The sequence below is a fragment of the Pseudomonas sp. LAIL14HWK12:I7 genome (genome assembly GCF_000483465.1).
Classification (GTDB): domain Bacteria; phylum Pseudomonadota; class Gammaproteobacteria; order Pseudomonadales; family Pseudomonadaceae; genus Aquipseudomonas; species Aquipseudomonas kermanshahensis.
Map to the genome: position 1 here is coordinate 444,307 of NZ_AXYZ01000005.1, position 15,918 is coordinate 460,224.

12 protein-coding genes and 1 pseudogene are annotated in these 15,918 nt (G+C 63.2%); 9 read left to right on the forward strand and 4 right to left on the reverse strand.

Features of this window, described 5'->3' with window-relative positions; genetic code table 11:
* The first annotated feature begins 124 nt into the window (after nucleotides 1–124).
* Nucleotides 125–1,132: a FecR family protein gene (locus D886_RS0108780; RefSeq protein ID WP_027593560.1), complete on the forward strand. Its 1,008-nt coding sequence runs from the start codon at nucleotides 125–127 to the stop codon at nucleotides 1,130–1,132.
* A 13-nt stretch (nucleotides 1,133–1,145) separates the two neighbouring features.
* On the opposite strand, the gene D886_RS0108785 is transcribed toward D886_RS0108780, so the two are convergent.
* Nucleotides 1,146–2,465 (reverse strand): Na+/H+ antiporter family protein, encoded by a 1,320-nt coding sequence (locus D886_RS0108785; RefSeq protein ID WP_027593561.1) that lies wholly within the window; start codon nucleotides 2,463–2,465, stop codon nucleotides 1,146–1,148.
* A 508-nt stretch (nucleotides 2,466–2,973) separates the two neighbouring features.
* Here D886_RS0108785 and D886_RS28765 point away from each other — a divergent pair.
* Both D886_RS28765 and D886_RS28770 read left to right on the forward strand, forming a co-directional pair.
* Nucleotides 2,974–3,939: pseudogene (locus tag D886_RS28765) on the forward strand (HAMP domain-containing protein); the annotation flags it as partial.
* A 102-nt stretch (nucleotides 3,940–4,041) separates the two neighbouring features.
* Nucleotides 4,042–4,797: a methyl-accepting chemotaxis protein gene (locus tag D886_RS28770; protein ID WP_371097434.1), complete on the forward strand. Its 756-nt coding sequence runs from the start codon at nucleotides 4,042–4,044 to the stop codon at nucleotides 4,795–4,797.
* A 32-nt stretch (nucleotides 4,798–4,829) separates the two neighbouring features.
* Here the strand turns inward: D886_RS28770 and D886_RS0108795 are convergent, their stop codons facing one another.
* Nucleotides 4,830–6,746, reverse strand: a complete 1,917-nt coding sequence (locus D886_RS0108795) for a S8 family serine peptidase (protein WP_027593563.1) — start codon at nucleotides 6,744–6,746, stop codon at nucleotides 4,830–4,832.
* 175 nt (nucleotides 6,747–6,921) lie between these two features.
* On the opposite strand from D886_RS0108795, the gene D886_RS0108800 reads away from it, so the two are divergent.
* The 5 genes from D886_RS0108800 (at nucleotide 6,922) to D886_RS0108820 (ending at nucleotide 11,401) form a co-directional block, all read left to right on the forward strand.
* On the forward strand, nucleotides 6,922–7,938 hold the full coding sequence (locus D886_RS0108800) for an ABC transporter substrate-binding protein (RefSeq protein ID WP_027593564.1): 1,017 nt from the start codon (nucleotides 6,922–6,924) through the stop codon (nucleotides 7,936–7,938).
* Nucleotides 7,935–8,783 (forward strand): proline/glycine betaine ABC transporter permease, encoded by an 849-nt coding sequence (locus tag D886_RS0108805; RefSeq protein WP_027593565.1) that lies wholly within the window; start codon nucleotides 7,935–7,937, stop codon nucleotides 8,781–8,783. The genes D886_RS0108800 and D886_RS0108805 overlap by 4 nt, the downstream gene beginning before the upstream one ends.
* Nucleotides 8,784–8,864: 81 nt before the next feature.
* Nucleotides 8,865–9,728, forward strand: a complete 864-nt coding sequence (locus tag D886_RS0108810) for a LysR family transcriptional regulator (protein WP_027593566.1) — start codon at nucleotides 8,865–8,867, stop codon at nucleotides 9,726–9,728.
* 109 nt (nucleotides 9,729–9,837) lie between these two features.
* Nucleotides 9,838–10,755, forward strand: coding sequence for an AEC family transporter (locus tag D886_RS0108815; protein ID WP_027593567.1), 918 nt, complete (start codon nucleotides 9,838–9,840; stop codon nucleotides 10,753–10,755).
* 34 nt (nucleotides 10,756–10,789) lie between these two features.
* Nucleotides 10,790–11,401 carry a cell wall hydrolase gene (locus tag D886_RS0108820; protein ID WP_027593568.1) on the forward strand — a complete coding sequence of 204 codons (612 nt, stop codon included), beginning with the start codon at nucleotides 10,790–10,792 and terminating at the stop codon, nucleotides 11,399–11,401.
* 179 nt (nucleotides 11,402–11,580) lie between these two features.
* On the opposite strand, the gene D886_RS0108825 is transcribed toward D886_RS0108820, so the two are convergent.
* Nucleotides 11,581–13,746 (reverse strand): TonB-dependent siderophore receptor, encoded by a 2,166-nt coding sequence (locus D886_RS0108825; protein ID WP_027593569.1) that lies wholly within the window; start codon nucleotides 13,744–13,746, stop codon nucleotides 11,581–11,583.
* A gap of 270 nt (nucleotides 13,747–14,016) precedes the next feature.
* Here D886_RS0108825 and D886_RS0108830 point away from each other — a divergent pair, with 270 nt between their 5' ends.
* Nucleotides 14,017–14,868, forward strand: coding sequence for a CAP domain-containing protein (locus D886_RS0108830; RefSeq protein WP_027593570.1), 852 nt, complete (start codon nucleotides 14,017–14,019; stop codon nucleotides 14,866–14,868).
* A gap of 33 nt (nucleotides 14,869–14,901) precedes the next feature.
* Here the strand turns inward: D886_RS0108830 and D886_RS0108835 are convergent, their stop codons facing one another.
* The gene (locus D886_RS0108835; protein WP_027593571.1) at nucleotides 14,902–15,876 is read right to left on the reverse strand and encodes a GlxA family transcriptional regulator; all 975 of its coding nucleotides are present in this window, start codon (nucleotides 15,874–15,876) and stop codon (nucleotides 14,902–14,904) included.
* Nucleotides 15,877–15,918: the final 42 nt, after the last annotated feature.

The following is a 15,918-nucleotide window of genomic DNA, read 5'->3' on the forward strand; positions in this document are numbered from 1 at the left end:
TCTCAAACGCTGAAATTCCATTGCAAATCCGACGAAAAACCGGCACAACTGATAGTCATTCGCCATTACCTCGGTTCTCGGGAACCCTCTAGCAAGGGTAGAATGCGCAAAACCCGGAGCCGCAATGAATCACGACCGCCTCAATCCCAGCCCAGACGATGCCATTACCGACGCCGCCGCGCAGTGGTGCATGCGCCTGCACGCCGATGATTGCACGGCGGCAGAGCGCGAGGCGTTCGCCCGCTGGCTAGCGGCTGACCCACGGCACGCTGAGGAATACCAGGCGATGCTGGAAATCTGGCAGACTGCCGACCTGCTGCCGCGCAACGCGACCGTGGTCGACTTCAACCCGCCGTCACGCCAGGCCGCACGCGTGCGCAACTGGCGCCCGCTGGCCTCGGCTGCGGCCATCGCCCTGGCGGTACTGCCATTGGCAGGCTGGATGGGCTGGGAACAAGGTTGGCTGCCCAACCATTACCAGCACTTCGAAGCCAGCGACCGGATGCAGACAGTAGAGCTGAGCGACGGCAGCACGGTGCAGCTCAACCTCAATACCGAGCTGACATACCTCAACTTCAAGGACCAGCGCCAGGTTACCCTCAAGCGCGGCGAGGCGTTCTTCAAGGTCCAGCACGACAGTGCGCACCCCTTCATCGTCCACGCTGGCCGCGGCCAGACCCGAGTAACCGGCACCCAGTTCAACGTCTGGAAGTACCAGGACCAGGTTAAGGTCACCTTGGTGGAAGGTTCGGTGCTGGTGTCCAGCGACGGCAGTGCCGGTGGCTACCGCCTGGGCCCTGGGATGCAGGCCAGCTATCACAAGGGCGATTTCGAGCCGCAACTGGCGCAAAGCGACGATTACGGCAATGCCCTGGCTTGGCGCAATGGCAAGCTGGTGCTCGATAACCTGAGCCTGGAACAGGCGTTGCCGGTGATCAACCGCTACCTCGACGCCCCGCTGCTGCTGGCCGATGCCAGCACCGGGCGGATCCGCATCAGCGGCATCTATAACACCCGCGAAGTCGCGCGCCTGGTCAACAACCTGCCCAAGGTGCTGCCGGTCTACCTGACCCGCAGCAAGGACGGCAGCACAGTCCTCAACAGGATCTCGCCGCCGCCCGACAAGGGCTGACGCCCTTCCCGCCTTACAGCGTCATCGCCGCCAACCAGCCAAACGCCAGCAGCGGCAGGTTGTAATGGATGAAGGTCGGCACCACCGTGTCCCAGATATGGTGGTGCTGGCCGTCCACGTTCAGGCCCGAGGTCGGGCCCAAGGTCGAGTCCGACGCGGGCGAACCTGCATCCCCCAATGCCCCGGCGGTACCCACGATGCACACCGTGGCCACGGGGTCGAAGCCCAGTTGCACGCACAGCGGTACAAAGATCGCGGCCAGAATCGGCACGGTGGAGAACGACGAGCCGATGCCCATGGTCACCAGCAATCCCACCAGCAGCATGAGCAAGGCGCCAACGCCCTTGCTGTGGTCGATCCACTGCGCCGATGTCTCGACCAGGCTCTTGACCTCGCCGGTGGCCTTCATCACGTCGGCAAAACCCGATGCGGCAATCATGATGAAGCCGATCATGGCCATCATCTTCATGCCTTCGGTGAACAGGTCGTCAGTGTCTTTCCAGCGCACGATGCCCGACAGCGAGAAGATCAGGAACCCGACCATGGCGCCAATGATCATCGAGTCCAGCAACAGCTGGACGATAAACGCCGCCGCGATCGCCAGGCCAGCGACCATCAGGGTCAACGGGTTGTATTGCACGCTGACCTGCTCGACCTGCTCGATACGCGCCAGGTCGTAGTCGCGCTTCTTGCGGTAGCTGAAGAACACCGCCAGCAACAGGCCGGCGAGCATGCCCGCCGCCGGAATGGCCATGGCATGGGTGACATTGACGCCGCTCACATCGACCCCGGCGCGGGCGACGTTGGCCAACAGGATTTCGTTGAGGAAGATGTTGCCAAAGCCCACCGGCAGAAACATGTACGGGGTGATCAGGCCAAAGGTGATCACGCAGGCGATCAGCCGACGGTCGATGCGCAGACGCGTCAACACATACAGCAGCGGCGGCACCAGCAGCGGGATGAAGGCGATGTGAATGGGCAGGATGTTCTGCGACGACACCGCCACCACCAGCATCAGGCCGATCATCATCCACTTCACCTTGCCGCCATTGGCATGGCCCTGGCGGTCGATCATGGCCAAGGCCCGATCGGCCAGGGCGTGCGCCAGCCCTGACTTGGCGATGGCCACGGCAAAGGCGCCCAGCAGCGCATACGACAATGCCACGGTGGCGCCGCCACCCAGCCCGCCATTGAAGGCCTTCAGCGTGCCCTCGATGCCCAAGCCGCCGACCAGGCCGCCGACCAAGGCACCAATGATCAGGGCGATGACCACGTGTACCCGCGACAGGCTGAGTATCAGCATGATGCCGACCGCGGCGATCACTGCATTCATGGTTGGCTTACCTCATAAGGACAGAAAAAAAGCGCGCACTCTGAAGCAGTGGGCGGCAGATGTCAAAAGCGCCATGTTGCGGCGCATTACTCAGCCCCGCCTTAATTTAAATTGAACGTTTGAATAAAGAAAAAAGCGCGATGGCCGACACAGTCGACAGCCAGAACTATTACAAGGGATTCGCCCCATGCCTTTGCGACAACTTTCCATCCAGTGGAAGATCACCCTGCTCGCCGGTCTGTGCCTGGCCGGCATCGTCACCCTGCTCGTCGGCCTTTCGCTGTACCGCATGGACCACAGCTCGGACCTGGTCAAGGCGAGCAGCATGCAGATGCTCACCGATGCGGCCCAGGGGCGCATCGAGTCGCAAGGTGAAGTGCAAGCCTTGAACATACGCCGTCAATTCATGGACGCCTATCAGTACGGCGCCGGCTTCGCCCGCCAAGTGCTGTTCCTGCGCGAGCAGGCTGAAAAGCGCTTCCTCGACGCCTACGACCTGCGTGAGGACATGACCCGCCAGGTGCGCGCCGCGTTGCAGGCCAACCCTGACCTGCTCGGCATGTCGCTGGTGTTCGAGCCCAACGCCCTGGACCACAAGGACAACCTGTTCACCGCCAAGCCAGCGCTGGGCAGCAACGAAACCGGGCGTTTCGCGCTGTACTGGTCGCAACCACGTGCCGGTCAGCTGACCGCCATGGCCCTGCCCGAGCATGACATGGCCAACACCGAGATCGGCCCCAGCGGCCAGCCCGCGAACACGTGGTGGGTGTGCCCACGCAGCAGCGGCAAGGTCTGCGTGGTGGAGCCCTACTTCTATGACATCGATGGCCAGCGGGTGCTGATGACCAGCATCGTCTTCCCCCTGGCCGTCAACGGCAAGGTGATCGCCACCCTGTCGATCGACATCAACCTCAACAGCCTGCAGGCCTTGACCCAGAACGCCAGCCGCAGCCTGTACGAAGGCCGCACCACCGTGGGCATTCTCAGCCCGGCGGGCCTGTTGGCCGGTTACAGCGCCGATGCCGGCAAGCTGGCTCAGCGCTTCGACCAGGTCGACACGGCCAAGGGCGCCGAACTGGTGCGCAAGCTGGCCGAGGGCAAGCTGAGCATCCTGCACGACCAGCAACGCCTCAAGGTGCTGGCGGCCTTCGAGCCGATCCCCGGCGCACAGCCCTGGGGCGTGCTTCTGGACGTGCCGGAAAACGCCCTGACCGGGCCCGCCGAAACGTTGAAACAGGAACTCGATACACTGAACACCAGTGGCACCTTGCTGGAGCTGGGCCTCGGCCTGGCCGCTGCAATCGCCGGCCTGCTGCTGGTGTGGCTGATGGCACGTGGTGTGACCCGGCCGATTCTGGGCGTGGCAGCGATGCTCAAGGACATCGCCAGTGGCGAAGGTGACCTGACCCGCCGCCTGACCTACCAGAAGCAGGACGAACTGGGCGAGTTGGCCGGTTGGTTCAACCGCTTCCTCGACAAGCTGCAGCCCACCATTGCCGAGGTCAAACGTTCGGTGCAGGCCGCCCGTGGCACGGCTGACCAGTCCTCGGCGATCGCCAGCGAGACCAGCGCTGGCATGGAGCAGCAGTACCGCCAGGTTGACCAGGTGGCGACCGCCTCGCACGAAATGAGCGCCACCGCCCAGGACGTTGCCCGCAGCGCTGCCCAGGCTGCGCAGGCAGCCCGCGAGGCCGACCAGGCCACCCGCGAGGGCCTGGCCGTGATCGACCGCACCACCCACAGCATCGATGCCTTGGCCGCCGACATGAACAACGCCATGGCCGAAGTCGAGGGCCTGGCGCAGAACAGCGAGAAGATCGGCTCGGTGCTGGAAGTGATCCGCTCGATTGCAGAGCAGACCAACCTGTTGGCACTCAACGCCGCCATCGAAGCCGCCCGCGCCGGTGAGGCCGGCCGTGGCTTTGCCGTGGTCGCCGATGAAGTGCGCAACCTCGCCCGGCGCACCCAGGAGTCGGTGGAAGAAACCCGCCAGGTGATCGAGGCCTTGCAGGCCGGTACCCGCGAAGTGGTCGGTGCCATGGACAACAGCCATCGCCAGGCCCAGGGTGGCGTGGAGCAGGTCGGCCAGGCCGTTACTGCACTGCAGCGCATCGGCCAGGCAGTGACGGTGATCACCGACATGAACCTGCAGATTGCTTCGGCCGCCGAAGAACAAAGCGCGGTGGCCGAAGAGATCAACAGCAATGTCGCAACCATTCGCGACGTCACCGAATCGCTGTCAGGGCAAGCCAACGAGTCGGCGCGGGTCAGCCAGTCGCTCAACAGCCTGGCCAATCAACAACAGGCGCTGATGGATCAATTCCGCGTCTGATGCGTTAGAGGCCGGCGCTTGCCGGCCTCACCTCAAGGTTCGAAGCGGCCGTTGCCGAGTATGCGATCGAGCATGACCAACGCACCGTGCACGTTGGGCCTGGCCCCCATCGGCAGTACATCGGTACCCGGCTCGGTGGCGTCTTCATATCCGGACGCCATGACCAGCAAGTGCATCTGGTCGGCATTCAGGTAGACGTGATGGTGCTCCATGGCATACGACTGGATCAGGCTCAGGGCGCCCGTCACCATGGGGGTTGCACTGGAGGTGCCGGCGTAGTTCTCGGAGTAGTCCCTGTTTTCACCCGGCAAGTCCTGCAAGTCACCCCTGGACAGGGTTACCACACTGTCGCCCCAGGCGTTGAGCATGCGATGGCGGTAGCGGTAGTTGGAGTACGTGTGGGGCTTGCCGCTGTACGATTGGCACGCGCCAATCAAGATGACACCGGCGTCGCCGTAGTCGTCGAAGTAGGGCCAATTGGCAAGGTCGACGCCCTGGTTGGCTTGAGTCCCTTGTTGCGCCAGGGTCTTGCTGCTGCCATTGGCCGCCGCGTTGACCACCACAGCGCCGCGCTGGGTCAGTTGCTGCATCACTGTCCACCAGGCCTTATCGTGCAAGGACGGCAGCAGGGTGCTCAATACTGCGGGGTTGGCGGATTGACGATTGATGGCGACAATATCCCCGGGTTCCACGTTGCGCAGCAGGTCTTTGAGCACCTGATTGTTGCCGTGAATATCCTTGGAGCGGTTGTGGTACAGGTACAATTCGCTGTCGTGACTGACCCCCGTTGCCCCAAACCCATTGCGCGCTGCCAGAATGACTCCCACAGAGGCAGTCCCGTGCTTGGGATCGTCGTTGGGTGCTAGCGACACGATCTTCAGGTCAGGGTTGCCCCGCAGGTCCTCGTGTTCCGCAAACAACCCGCCGTCACTGAAATGGATCCGCGAGCCTCGCCCAGTTACTCCCCCGGCCCACGCCTTGCGCACGTTCAATCCTTTCCATCTTGGCCCTGGTGCGTCGAGGTAATACTGGCGATGCTCGAAGTCGGGCGTGGGCTGGGCATTTTCGTGGGCTCGATTGCCCGCCACCACGGCGGCGCCGGTCAACAGCGTGGCTACCACCGCCGCCGCGCCAAGCAAAATAAGGTTTGGCTCAGCGCTGGCTTGCAGAAAGTGCATGGACTGCACGTACTCCAGCGCGGCCAGGGTCTTGAGCAGTGCGAGGTAAGTGTCGTTGAGCATGCTGGGGGGCTGCTCCAGATAGCAGAACTGGCGTAATGCCTGAAGCCGATCGTCATGCTGCTCCTGCTCATCCAGAATAGGCCGGTGGGTAAGCACGGTATTCAGATTCGGCCAATAACGAACCAGTACCGAGCCTGAATCGGGCTGCAGATCATCAAGCAGCCGTTGGTAGCCACCCGCTTCGAACGCGATAACCAGCGTGGGGTACGCGGCACCTGGCGCCACTGCCGCAAGGCCTTGCGCGAGCTGCTCACGAGGTTCGTATTCGCGGCTGCTCTGGCCCACCTCACGCTTGCCTCGCCCGCCCGCAGACGGCAGCGGTATTTTTTCGAGCACGCGTTGGTTCAACTCCTCGGCCTTGATCTCGAGCACCAAGGGCGGCAAGTCAATGATCCCGGAAGCGCCGGTAGGCCGGTTCATGGCCCGGGCATGTTCATCCAACAGGACGACTCTTGGCCGGATGCTATAGACACCTGACGCTTCTTCGGCGATCAACGTGGCCGGGCATCCATGGTCCCCCAAGCGGCCAGTGTGCACCTCGGACTGTACCGAAACCCCTCTGAACGACACCGCACCCTCAGGCCCGGCCCGCTCCAGCTCGTAGCGAATACGGCTGACCTTGTGCAGGTCTGCACCCATGCACCGAACGTGAAATTTTCCATCGAAACAGAAGTTGCGGTAATAGACGAAACTCAAATCAAGGGTCATCAGGAATGCCTCGCGCCGTGGGCCAAGTGTGCTGCCGAAATGGCAACGCACACTCTTGCAACCGCGCGCCACGGGGCACAGAGAGAGCGCCTTCCCTGCCTCCCGCCAGGCAAAGCAGGCAAAGGTGTCGTCTACACTTGCCGGCACTGACTCAGCGGCTACCGAGGAGGCCCCGATGAAAAAAATTCCAACGCTGCTGGCCGGCCTGCTGCTCACTGTTGGCTTGGCCAGCACCGACAGCGCCGCCTCAGCGGAACGCAACGCGCCGATTCACTTTGGCGCAATTGGTTGGGAAAGCGGTGCACTGACCACCGAGATACTGCGCCTGATCGTCGAACGGGGTTACGGCTACCCCACCGACACACTGCCCGGCAGCACCGTGAGCATGGAAGTAGCCTTGGCCCGCAACGACCTGCAGGTGATCGCCGAGGAATGGGCCGGGCGTAGCCCCGCGTGGATCAAGGCCGAGCAGGCCGGCCAGGTGTTCGCCCTTGGCGACACGGTCAAACACGCTGAAGAAGGCTGGTGGGTGCCAGCCTACGTGATCCAGGGCGACCCGTCGCGCAACCTCAAGCCCTTGGCACCGGACCTGCACAGTGTCGACGACCTCAAGCGTTACCCCAAGGTGTTCAGCGACCCTGAAATGCCGGACAAAGGGCGCTTCCTCAACAGCCCCAGTGGCTGGACGTCCGAGACGGTCAACAGCCAGAAACTCAAGGCCTATGGGCTGGATGCGCTGTACAACAACTTCCGCAGTGGCTCTGGCGCAGCGCTGGATGCCGAGATCAGCTCGTCCATCCGTCGCGGCCAGCCAGTGCTGTTCTATTACTGGAACCCGACCCCTCTCATGGGGCGCTACAAGCTGATCCGCTTGCAAGAGCCGCCCTTCAATGAAAAGGCCTGGGCCACCCTGACAGATGCCAGCAACCCCAACCCGCAAGGTAGCCAGTCACTGCCAGCCAAATTGTCGATTGGCGTTTCCAAGGCGTTCAAAGAAGGCTACCCGGACCTGGTGGCGGTGTTCGAAAAAGTCGACCTGCCGATCGATCGGCTCAACAGCGCCCTGGCCGAGATGAGCGAAAAGCGCATCCCGCCCAACCAGGCTGCCCTCGCCTTTTTGCGCGATAACCGCGATGTGTGGAAAGCCTGGTTGCCTGCGCAGGTCGCAGCCAAGGTCGAGGGCAGCCTATGAGCGGCGGCTTTCCCGAAGCCCTGCAATTTTCCTTCGCGGGTCGCGTCAACCAGCTAGTCGACTGGCTGGTGTTGAACTACGGCGACCACTTGCGCAGCCTCTCGGATCAACTGCTGCAACTGCTGGTGGGGCTGGAAAACCTGCTGCGCCTGTTGCCTTGGTGGGCGCTGTTGCTGGTGGTCGGGCTGCTCGCCTGGCATGCCAGCCGCAGCCTGTTGCGCAGCCTGATGATGGTGGCCCTGCTGGCCTTGATCGGCGTGCTCGGGCTGTGGGACAAGCTGTTGCAAACCTTGGCCTTGGTCCTGATCAGCACGGGCTTGTGCGTGATGGTCGGCGTGCCGCTGGGCATTCTGCTGGCGTCCCGCCCGCTGGCTCGACGACTATTGATGCCGGTGCTGGATGTGATGCAGACACTTCCGGCCTTCGTCTACCTGATCCCGGTGCTGATGCTGTTTGGCCTGGGCAAGGTGCCGGCGGTGTTCGCCACCCTGATCTACGCCTTGCCGCCACTGGTGCGGCTGACCGAACTGGGCTTGCGGCAGATCAACCCGTCCTTGTTGCAGGCTGCGCACGGCCTGGGTGCCAGCCGCTGGCAGCGGCTACGTCGCATCGCCCTGCCACTGGCCCTGCCCAGTATCATGGCCGGGCTCAACCAGTCGGTGATGATGGCGTTGTCGATGGTGGTGGTGGCTTCGATGATTGGCGCCCGCGGGCTGGGTGAGGATGTGCTGGCGGGGATCCAGACCCTTAACGTCGGCCAGGGCGTCGAGGCCGGGTTGGCGATCGTGGCGCTGGCCATGGTGATTGACCGCATCAGCCAGGCGTATGGGCGCACGGGGCGTTGAAGTACGCAGATGCCGGCTTGCCGGCGACCGGCCCCGCACTGACAATGCACGCCTACCCGCTCAGCCCTGGAGCCCCTTCGCGTGTCCCTCAAAGCCCTGCGCACCCTGGTGACCATCGCCCGCCACGGCACCTTCGCCCGTGCCGCCGACCTGCTCAGCCTCACCCCTTCGGCCGTGAGCCTGCACATCAAGACCCTCGAAGACGAACTGCAGGTCACCCTGTTCGATCGCAGCCGTCGGCAAGTCGTGCTGACCGAAGCCGGGCAGTTGGCGGTCGCGCGCGCCGAGAGCATCCTCGGCGCCTATGACGAGCTGGCCGATGCCTTGGCCAGTAGCCCGAGCCTACGTGGCCGCTTGCGCCTGGGGGCGATCCACACGGTGCTGGCCCGGCGCTTGCCCAAAGCCCTGCTGTGGATCAAGACTCACCACCCGCAGTTGCACATCAGTGTCGCGTCGGGCATGTCGGCGGAATTGGCCCGGCGCGTCGAAGACGGCGAACTCGATGCAGCGATCACCACCGAGCCGGTCAGCCCCTACCCGCAGAGCCTGGTCTTCACCCCGCTGTTCGCTGACCGCTTCTGGGCCATTGCCAGCCCCGACCTGGCTGGCCAGAGCGTGCCCGAGCTGCTGGCCAGCCAACCGTTTCTGCGCTTCGACAAACGCGCCTGGGCCGGACGGCAAATCGAACAGGAGCTGCGCCGCCAGCACCTGCAAGTCAGCGAACAAATGGAGCTGGACAGCCAGGAAGCCCTGGCCAGCATGGCGGTGATGGGCCTGGGCGTGGCCATCATCCCCATGGCCGACGCGGACCTGCAGCGCTTGCCGCCGGCAACCTGCCTGCCGTTTGGCGAACCGCAACTGACGCGCCGGGTGGTGCTGCTGGAGCATGAGAAAAGCCAGCGGCGGCACTTGAGTGCGGTGCTAAAGACGGCCCTGGACGCCTAAATCGCGGCAACCGTGCAGTTATTCTCAACGGTCAATGAAGAAAACAACGTTTTTACAAACCAAAGCGCCCCCGTAGTCTGTAGCGGTACCCGACGACGGAACGCCGACCATGCTCCACCTGCTGCTGACCACACTGCTACCCATCATCCTGCTGATCGCCCTGGGCACCTTTCTGCGTGTGCGTGGCTTTCTGGCGGAAACCTTCTGGCCCGGTGCCGAACGCCTGAGCTATTACGTGCTGCTGCCGTCGCTGTTCCTGCATGGCCTGGCCACCGCCAACCTCGACGGGGTACCGATACTGGGCATGGTCGCAGTGCTGATGCTGTCGACCCTGCTCGGCGCCTTGCTGCTGGTGCTGTGCCAAGGCGCGGTGAACCATGACGGTGCCGATTTCACCTCGGTGTTCCAGGGTGGCATTCGCTTCAACAACTACATCGGCGCAACCCTGGCGGCGGGCATCTATGGCAGTGCTGGCATTGCCTTGGCGGCCGTTGCCAACGCCGCCATCGTGCCCTTGGTCAACCTGCTGTGCGTACTGGTGTTCGCCCGTTTCAGCGCACGCCACAGCTCACCGGCCACGGTACTGCGGGCGATCTTCGCCAACCCGCTGATCGTTGGCTGCGCGGGTGGCCTGCTGCTGCGGGTCACAGGGCTGGGCTTGCCGGCAGGGCTTGAACCGACGGTCAAGGCGCTCGGCCAGGCCGCCCTGCCCTTGGGCCTGCTGTGCGTGGGCGCAGCCTTGGGCGGTGCCAGCGTCGGCCGCCAGGTGCGCCCGTTGATGGCCGCCTCGGCGTTCAAGTTCCTGGTCATGCCGCTGACGACCTGGGGCCTGTGCCGTGTGCTCGGCCTGGGTGGGCAGGCGGCAGTGGTGGCCGTGCTGTTCCAGGCCTTGCCTACGGCGTCCTCGTCCTATGTGATGGCCCGGCAGATGGGCGGCAACGCACCGCTGATGGCTACCATCATCGCTCTGCAGACCGTGGTAGCCGCCGCAACCCTTCCTTTGGTGCTAATGCTTACGCTTGGCTAGACTCTGAATCATCTCAGCGATCGGAAGCTCGGCCATGCGCCTCTCGTGGATGGTAATCGGCTTGACCTCGGCCCTGCTTGCAGGCCCATTGCACGCCGCAGACACGGCCAAGGCCGCGGTCGCCGAGGACAAGGCCGAAGTCCTTGAAGAAAAGGTGGTCGAGGACGCCCCGCCGCCGAAAAAGGCCGAAACCATCACCCCAGGCGAAGTGAAAGCAGTCGACCCGGCAGGCCAATCGCCGCTGGACGACAGCATCACCTGCCTGGCACGCACCATCTATTGGGAAGCCAAGGGGGCCAACGAAAAGGACATGACGGCAGTGGCCAGTGTCGTGCTCAACCGCCTGGGGCATGATGGCTTCCCGGACACCATTTGTGGCGTCGTCAAACAAGGCGTGGAAACCAAGGCCTGCCAATTTTCCTGGTGGTGTGACGGGCGCTCGGACCAGGTCGAGGAAGCGCAGCGTTACGACATCGCCAAAGAGATCGCGCGCAAGGCGCTCAACCAGCAGCTCAAGGACCCTACCGGCGGTGCGCTGTACTTCCACGACCGCAATGTGCACCCGGATTGGGCCAAGGCCTACCGCAAGACTGCGGTAACTACACATTTTCTGTTCTACAAGCCTAAGCAGGCGCAGGCCCGCTGACGTGTGTGTGTGTGTGGGTGTGTAGGTGTGTAGGTGTGTAGGTGTGTAGGTGTGTAGGTGTGTAGGTGTGTAGGTGTGTAGGAGCAGCCTTGTGCTGCGAAGAGGCCGGTGAAAGCACAGTAAATCTTAGCTGCTGTCACCGGCCTCTTCGCAGCACAAGGCTGCTCCTACAGTGAGCGTCAGAAGTCTATCGAGCCGGAGAACTTGACCAGGCGCGGGTCGCCTTGGGTCAGGTAGCCGCCGTTGGCCGAGGCCCAATAGTTCTTGTCAGTGAGGTTCTCCACGTTCACCCGCAAGGTGACCTCTTTCTGCTGCACCTTGAACCGGTAACGTGCGCCTACATCGAAGCGGTTCCAGGTTGGCAGGGTGAGCGTGTTGGCCGGGTTGGCGTACTGGCCACCGGTGCGCAGCATGCGGGCATTAAGCGCTACGCCTTGCAGGCCAGGCACGTCCCAGTCGACGCTGGCGTTGAGCTGGAAGGTCGGTACACCGACCGCATGGTTGCCATCATTGGTACCGTTCTGGGTGTTTTTCAGTTCTGTGTCCATGCGGGTGCCGCCGGCCATCAGGCGCAGCCCCTGCAGCGGCTCGCCAAACACGCTCAGCTCAACGCCCTTGTTTACCTGCTCGCCATCCTGGACGAATACATTGCCCTGCACGAAGCCATCGGTGGGCCGCTCGATACGGAACAGCGCCAGGTTGGCACCGAAGGTCTGGTAGTCGAGCTTGACCCCTGCTTCGATCTGTTTGGTCTTGGCGGGTGGGAACACTTCCCCGGCGTTGATGACTTGCCCCGACGCCGTCGCGCCCTGCGCCAGGCCCTCGATGCGGTTGGCGTACAGCGAGATCGACGGGTTGAGCTTGTAGACGATGCCGTAGACAGGCGTGGTCACCGACTCGTCGTAGAATGCGTTGCGCCCAAGGTCCGCGCCCTCGCCGTCATAGGCATACCCTTCGACCCGCAATTGCTGGCGCCTCACCCCCACCGTGACCAGCAGGCTATCGTCAAACAGGCCCAGCGTATCGGACACGGCAATGCTGCGGTTGCGCGTCTTACCGGTCACCCCAGGGTCGTCCAACTTGCCACCGGTAAAGGTTGGGGTGGTGGGCTTGGGCAACGGGTCAGTGTGATAGAGGTTGGTAGCCTGCGCATTGTAGAAGACGAACGCATTTTCTTGCTGGGTCCAGATGCTGGCCGCACCGATGTTCAGCTGATGGCTGACCGGGCCGGTCTGCACGCGGCCGTTGATGCCACCCATGAAGGTGGTGTTGTCTTCATTGTGGGGGATTTTCGAACCGGCGATGGTGGCGTCGCCCGTGGCGGCGTTGGTCAGAATCGGCGTGCCGTAGAAGCCGTTCTCATGGGTGTGCTTGACGCCACCGGCCAGGTAGCCGCTCCAATTGTCGTTGAAGTCGTAGTCGCCCCGGGCCATGCCGAACGTGTCTTCGGTTTCAGTCCAGGCCCAGTCCTGGCCATAGTTGTGGTCGGCATCCGGCGCCCGCGGGATATCAGTAAGGCCGGCCCCCAGGCGCACCGAGTTACGCAGGTGGTTGACGCGCTGCTTCTGGTAGCCGAAGTCGGTAGACAGGCGGAAGTTGTCGCCCCGGTAGTCAAGGCCGGCAATGAACAGCTTGCTGCGTTGATCCTGGTCGTCGACTGCGGTTTCGCCTTCACGTTGCGACAGGTTCAGGCGCACGCCAAAGCGGTTGTCCTCACCGAAACGCTGGCCGATGTCCAGGTGTTCGCCAACGCGGCCGTCGCTGCTGATGTCTTGGGTGTAGCGACGCGTGGGTACATCAACGGCACGCTTGGGCTGCAGGTTAACGTTACCACCCAGGCCGGTTCCGGTCGGGCTGGCGCCGTTAAGGAAGGCGTTGGGCCCCTTGAATACCTCGACCCGCTCTACCGCATCGGTTGAGATCATCTGCCTGGGCAACACGCCATACAGGCCATTGAACGCCACATCATCACCGCTGAGTGGCAACCCGCGGATGACGAAAACCTGCGACTGGTTGCCGAAGCCAAACGACTGGCGCACGGACGGGTCGTTGAGCAGCACATCGCCGATATCCTCGGCCTGCTGGTCCTCGATCAATTGCGCGGTGTAGCTGGTCATGGTGAACGGCACGTCCATCATGTCCTGATTGCCCAGCACGCCCATCTGCCCGCCCCGCGCGACCTGCCCACCGGCAAAGGCTTGCGGGAGTTCGCCCTTGACCTTGGCAGACTCGGCGTCGATAGCAGTGGCATCCAGCTGGATCACGCCATCAGCCGCCTGTGCAGTAACCGCAACGGAACAGCAGACAGCGAGAAAGGTCGATTGATAATGACGGGGTCGTGCCATGAAAGGCTCCTGGGTATCGGATGGACGCCTTCCTGGCAACGTGGGGTGGAGGGCATAAATTAATCGCGATTACGAATTGTTTCCAGCTGAAGTTACGAATAATTACCAAGTGATCGCACTTTTTGCGCGTCCAGTGGTCTACTTCCTCTTATGCCGCCTGCAACGATTGCCGTCGTTTGTATTGCTTTGCACGGGACTGGGCCAAAAACCCTGTGCTTGTGTAGGATGAGCAGCGCTTACCCCGACGCTGCCAGTCATAGGGAGATTCACATGCGCGTCCTGTCATCTGTTGCCGCCTTGTCGCTGGGCCTGGTCGTCTCGACCGGGGCCTTGGCCGTCACCGGCGAGGAGGCGCAACTGATCGAATCGATCAACGTCTACCGCAGCAAGGCCCAGCCCTGTGGTGGCGAGGCGTCGCTGGAGCTGCCGCCACTCAACAGCGACACCCGCCTGGCGCTGTCGCCCGAGGGCACCCGCGACTTGCAACAGGCCATGTCCCGCGCCGCCTACCCGATGGTCAACGTGCAGGCCATCAGCCTCTCGGGCCCGCGCGATGCGCGCGCGGCCATGCATGCCATCGAGGAAAGCTTCTGCCAGGTGGTGCTCGACCCGCAGTTCGTCGACATCGGTGTCAGCCAAGAAGGCCGCGACTGGCGCATCGTCCTTGCCCGCCCCCTGCTCAGCAGCCGCCTGGGGGATTGGCAGGCTGAAGGGCAGAAGGTGCTGCAAGAAATCAACGCGGCGCGCAAGCTGCCACGCCAATGCGGCGGCCAGCCGTTTGCCGCCGCGCCCGCGCTGAGCTGGAGCACCGTATTGGCCGGCGTTGCCGCCAACCATACGCGGGCCATGGCCAACCAGAACTTTTTCGACCATATCGACCGCGACGGCCGCACCCCTGGCGATCGGGCCGAGCTGGCCGGTTACTTGTATCAGCAGATCGGCGAGAACATCGCTGCAGGCCGCGACACCGCGCATAAGGTGGTCGACGGCTGGCTGGCCAGCCCTGGGCATTGCGCGACCCTGATGAACCCGGATTTTCGCGAGCTAGGGGCGGCCTATGCTGTCGACCCGAAAAGTGATGCAGGGATCTACTGGACGGGGATGTTTGGCACACCGCAGTAAACGCCAGACCAGCCTGGCGGGCGATGCGGCCGCTCAGGCAACAGCGGCACCCTCGCGCAGTTGCAGTGCCGTGCAGCCAAAGCGCCGCCGCACGCATTTACCCAGGTGGCTGGCATCCCCCAACCCCACTTCATCGGCAATCTGCGCCAGGCCGTGGCTGGAATTGAGCAACCGCCAGCGCGCTTGCTGCAAGCGCATTTCCAACCACCAGGCCTTGGCGCTCATCCCGTGGCTGGCCTGGAATTGACGATCAAGCTGACGCCGGCTGATGCACAGCTCTGCCGCCAGTTGCTCGATCGACAACGGTGAACCCAGGTGATGCCGCATCAACGCCAGGGCACGCTGCACCGCTCGCCCGTGCCCCACCCCCGGCTCCAACGAACGCAAGGCATGGCGGCTGTCGCGCGTCTCGTCCACCAACATGTCGGCCAAGCCCTTCAGCGCCCGAGCCCGGCCACAGGCACGCGACAGCAGTTCTACCGCCAGGTCGATTGCCGCGGTCCCTCCCGCGCAGGTAATGCGCCCACCTTGAATGTGATAGAGCTGGTCGCGCAGTACCTTCAGATGAGGGAACGTCGCTCGAAACTCGGCTTCATGCCGCCAATGGACCACTACGTCATGCCCATCCAACAGGCCGCAAGCGGCCAAGAGGAAGGCGGCGTTGTCGACGGCCACCAGCTTCACACCCGCCTTGGCAGCCCGCTTCAGCAACGCCTTGTAGCGCAGTGCCAGTTCAGCGGTGGCCATGGCGTTGCGGCCGCCGAACAGCACCAGGTAGTCGTAGTGGGCCATGTCGAGCTGTTCGGCAATGGCTTCCACCTGCACCACCGCAGCACTGCTCGCGGGCACCGGGTCGAGGGTCAAGCCTGCCAGGGTCCAGCTGCAATAGCGCTGCTGGCTGTAGTCTTCGTCATCGGCGCTGAAACGCAGCTTGTCGAGAAATGCACCGAACGGCAGCAGGGCAAACGCCGGCAGGGGCAGGATCAGCAGGCGGATATCAGGGGGCATGAGAGCACGTCCAGATCAGACCATCGAATGTCTAGATCATAC

Excerpts from the sequence above, each read along its gene's own strand:
- D886_RS0108780 (WP_027593560.1), top strand. The coding sequence starts at position 125 with ATGAATCACGACCGCCTCAATCCCAGCCCAGACGATGCCATTACCGAC.
- D886_RS0108785 (WP_027593561.1), bottom strand. The coding sequence starts at position 2,465 with ATGAATGCAGTGATCGCCGCGGTCGGCATCATGCTGATACTCAGCCTG.
- D886_RS28770 (WP_371097434.1), top strand. The coding sequence starts at position 4,042 with ATGGAGCAGCAGTACCGCCAGGTTGACCAGGTGGCGACCGCCTCGCAC.
- D886_RS0108795 (WP_027593563.1), bottom strand. The coding sequence starts at position 6,746 with ATGACCCTTGATTTGAGTTTCGTCTATTACCGCAACTTCTGTTTCGAT.
- D886_RS0108800 (WP_027593564.1), top strand. The coding sequence starts at position 6,922 with ATGAAAAAAATTCCAACGCTGCTGGCCGGCCTGCTGCTCACTGTTGGC.
- D886_RS0108805 (WP_027593565.1), top strand. The coding sequence starts at position 7,935 with ATGAGCGGCGGCTTTCCCGAAGCCCTGCAATTTTCCTTCGCGGGTCGC.
- D886_RS0108815 (WP_027593567.1), top strand. The coding sequence starts at position 9,838 with ATGCTCCACCTGCTGCTGACCACACTGCTACCCATCATCCTGCTGATC.
- D886_RS0108820 (WP_027593568.1), top strand. The coding sequence starts at position 10,790 with ATGCGCCTCTCGTGGATGGTAATCGGCTTGACCTCGGCCCTGCTTGCA.
- D886_RS0108825 (WP_027593569.1), bottom strand. The coding sequence starts at position 13,746 with ATGGCACGACCCCGTCATTATCAATCGACCTTTCTCGCTGTCTGCTGT.
- D886_RS0108830 (WP_027593570.1), top strand. The coding sequence starts at position 14,017 with ATGCGCGTCCTGTCATCTGTTGCCGCCTTGTCGCTGGGCCTGGTCGTC.
- D886_RS0108835 (WP_027593571.1), bottom strand. The coding sequence starts at position 15,876 with ATGCCCCCTGATATCCGCCTGCTGATCCTGCCCCTGCCGGCGTTTGCC.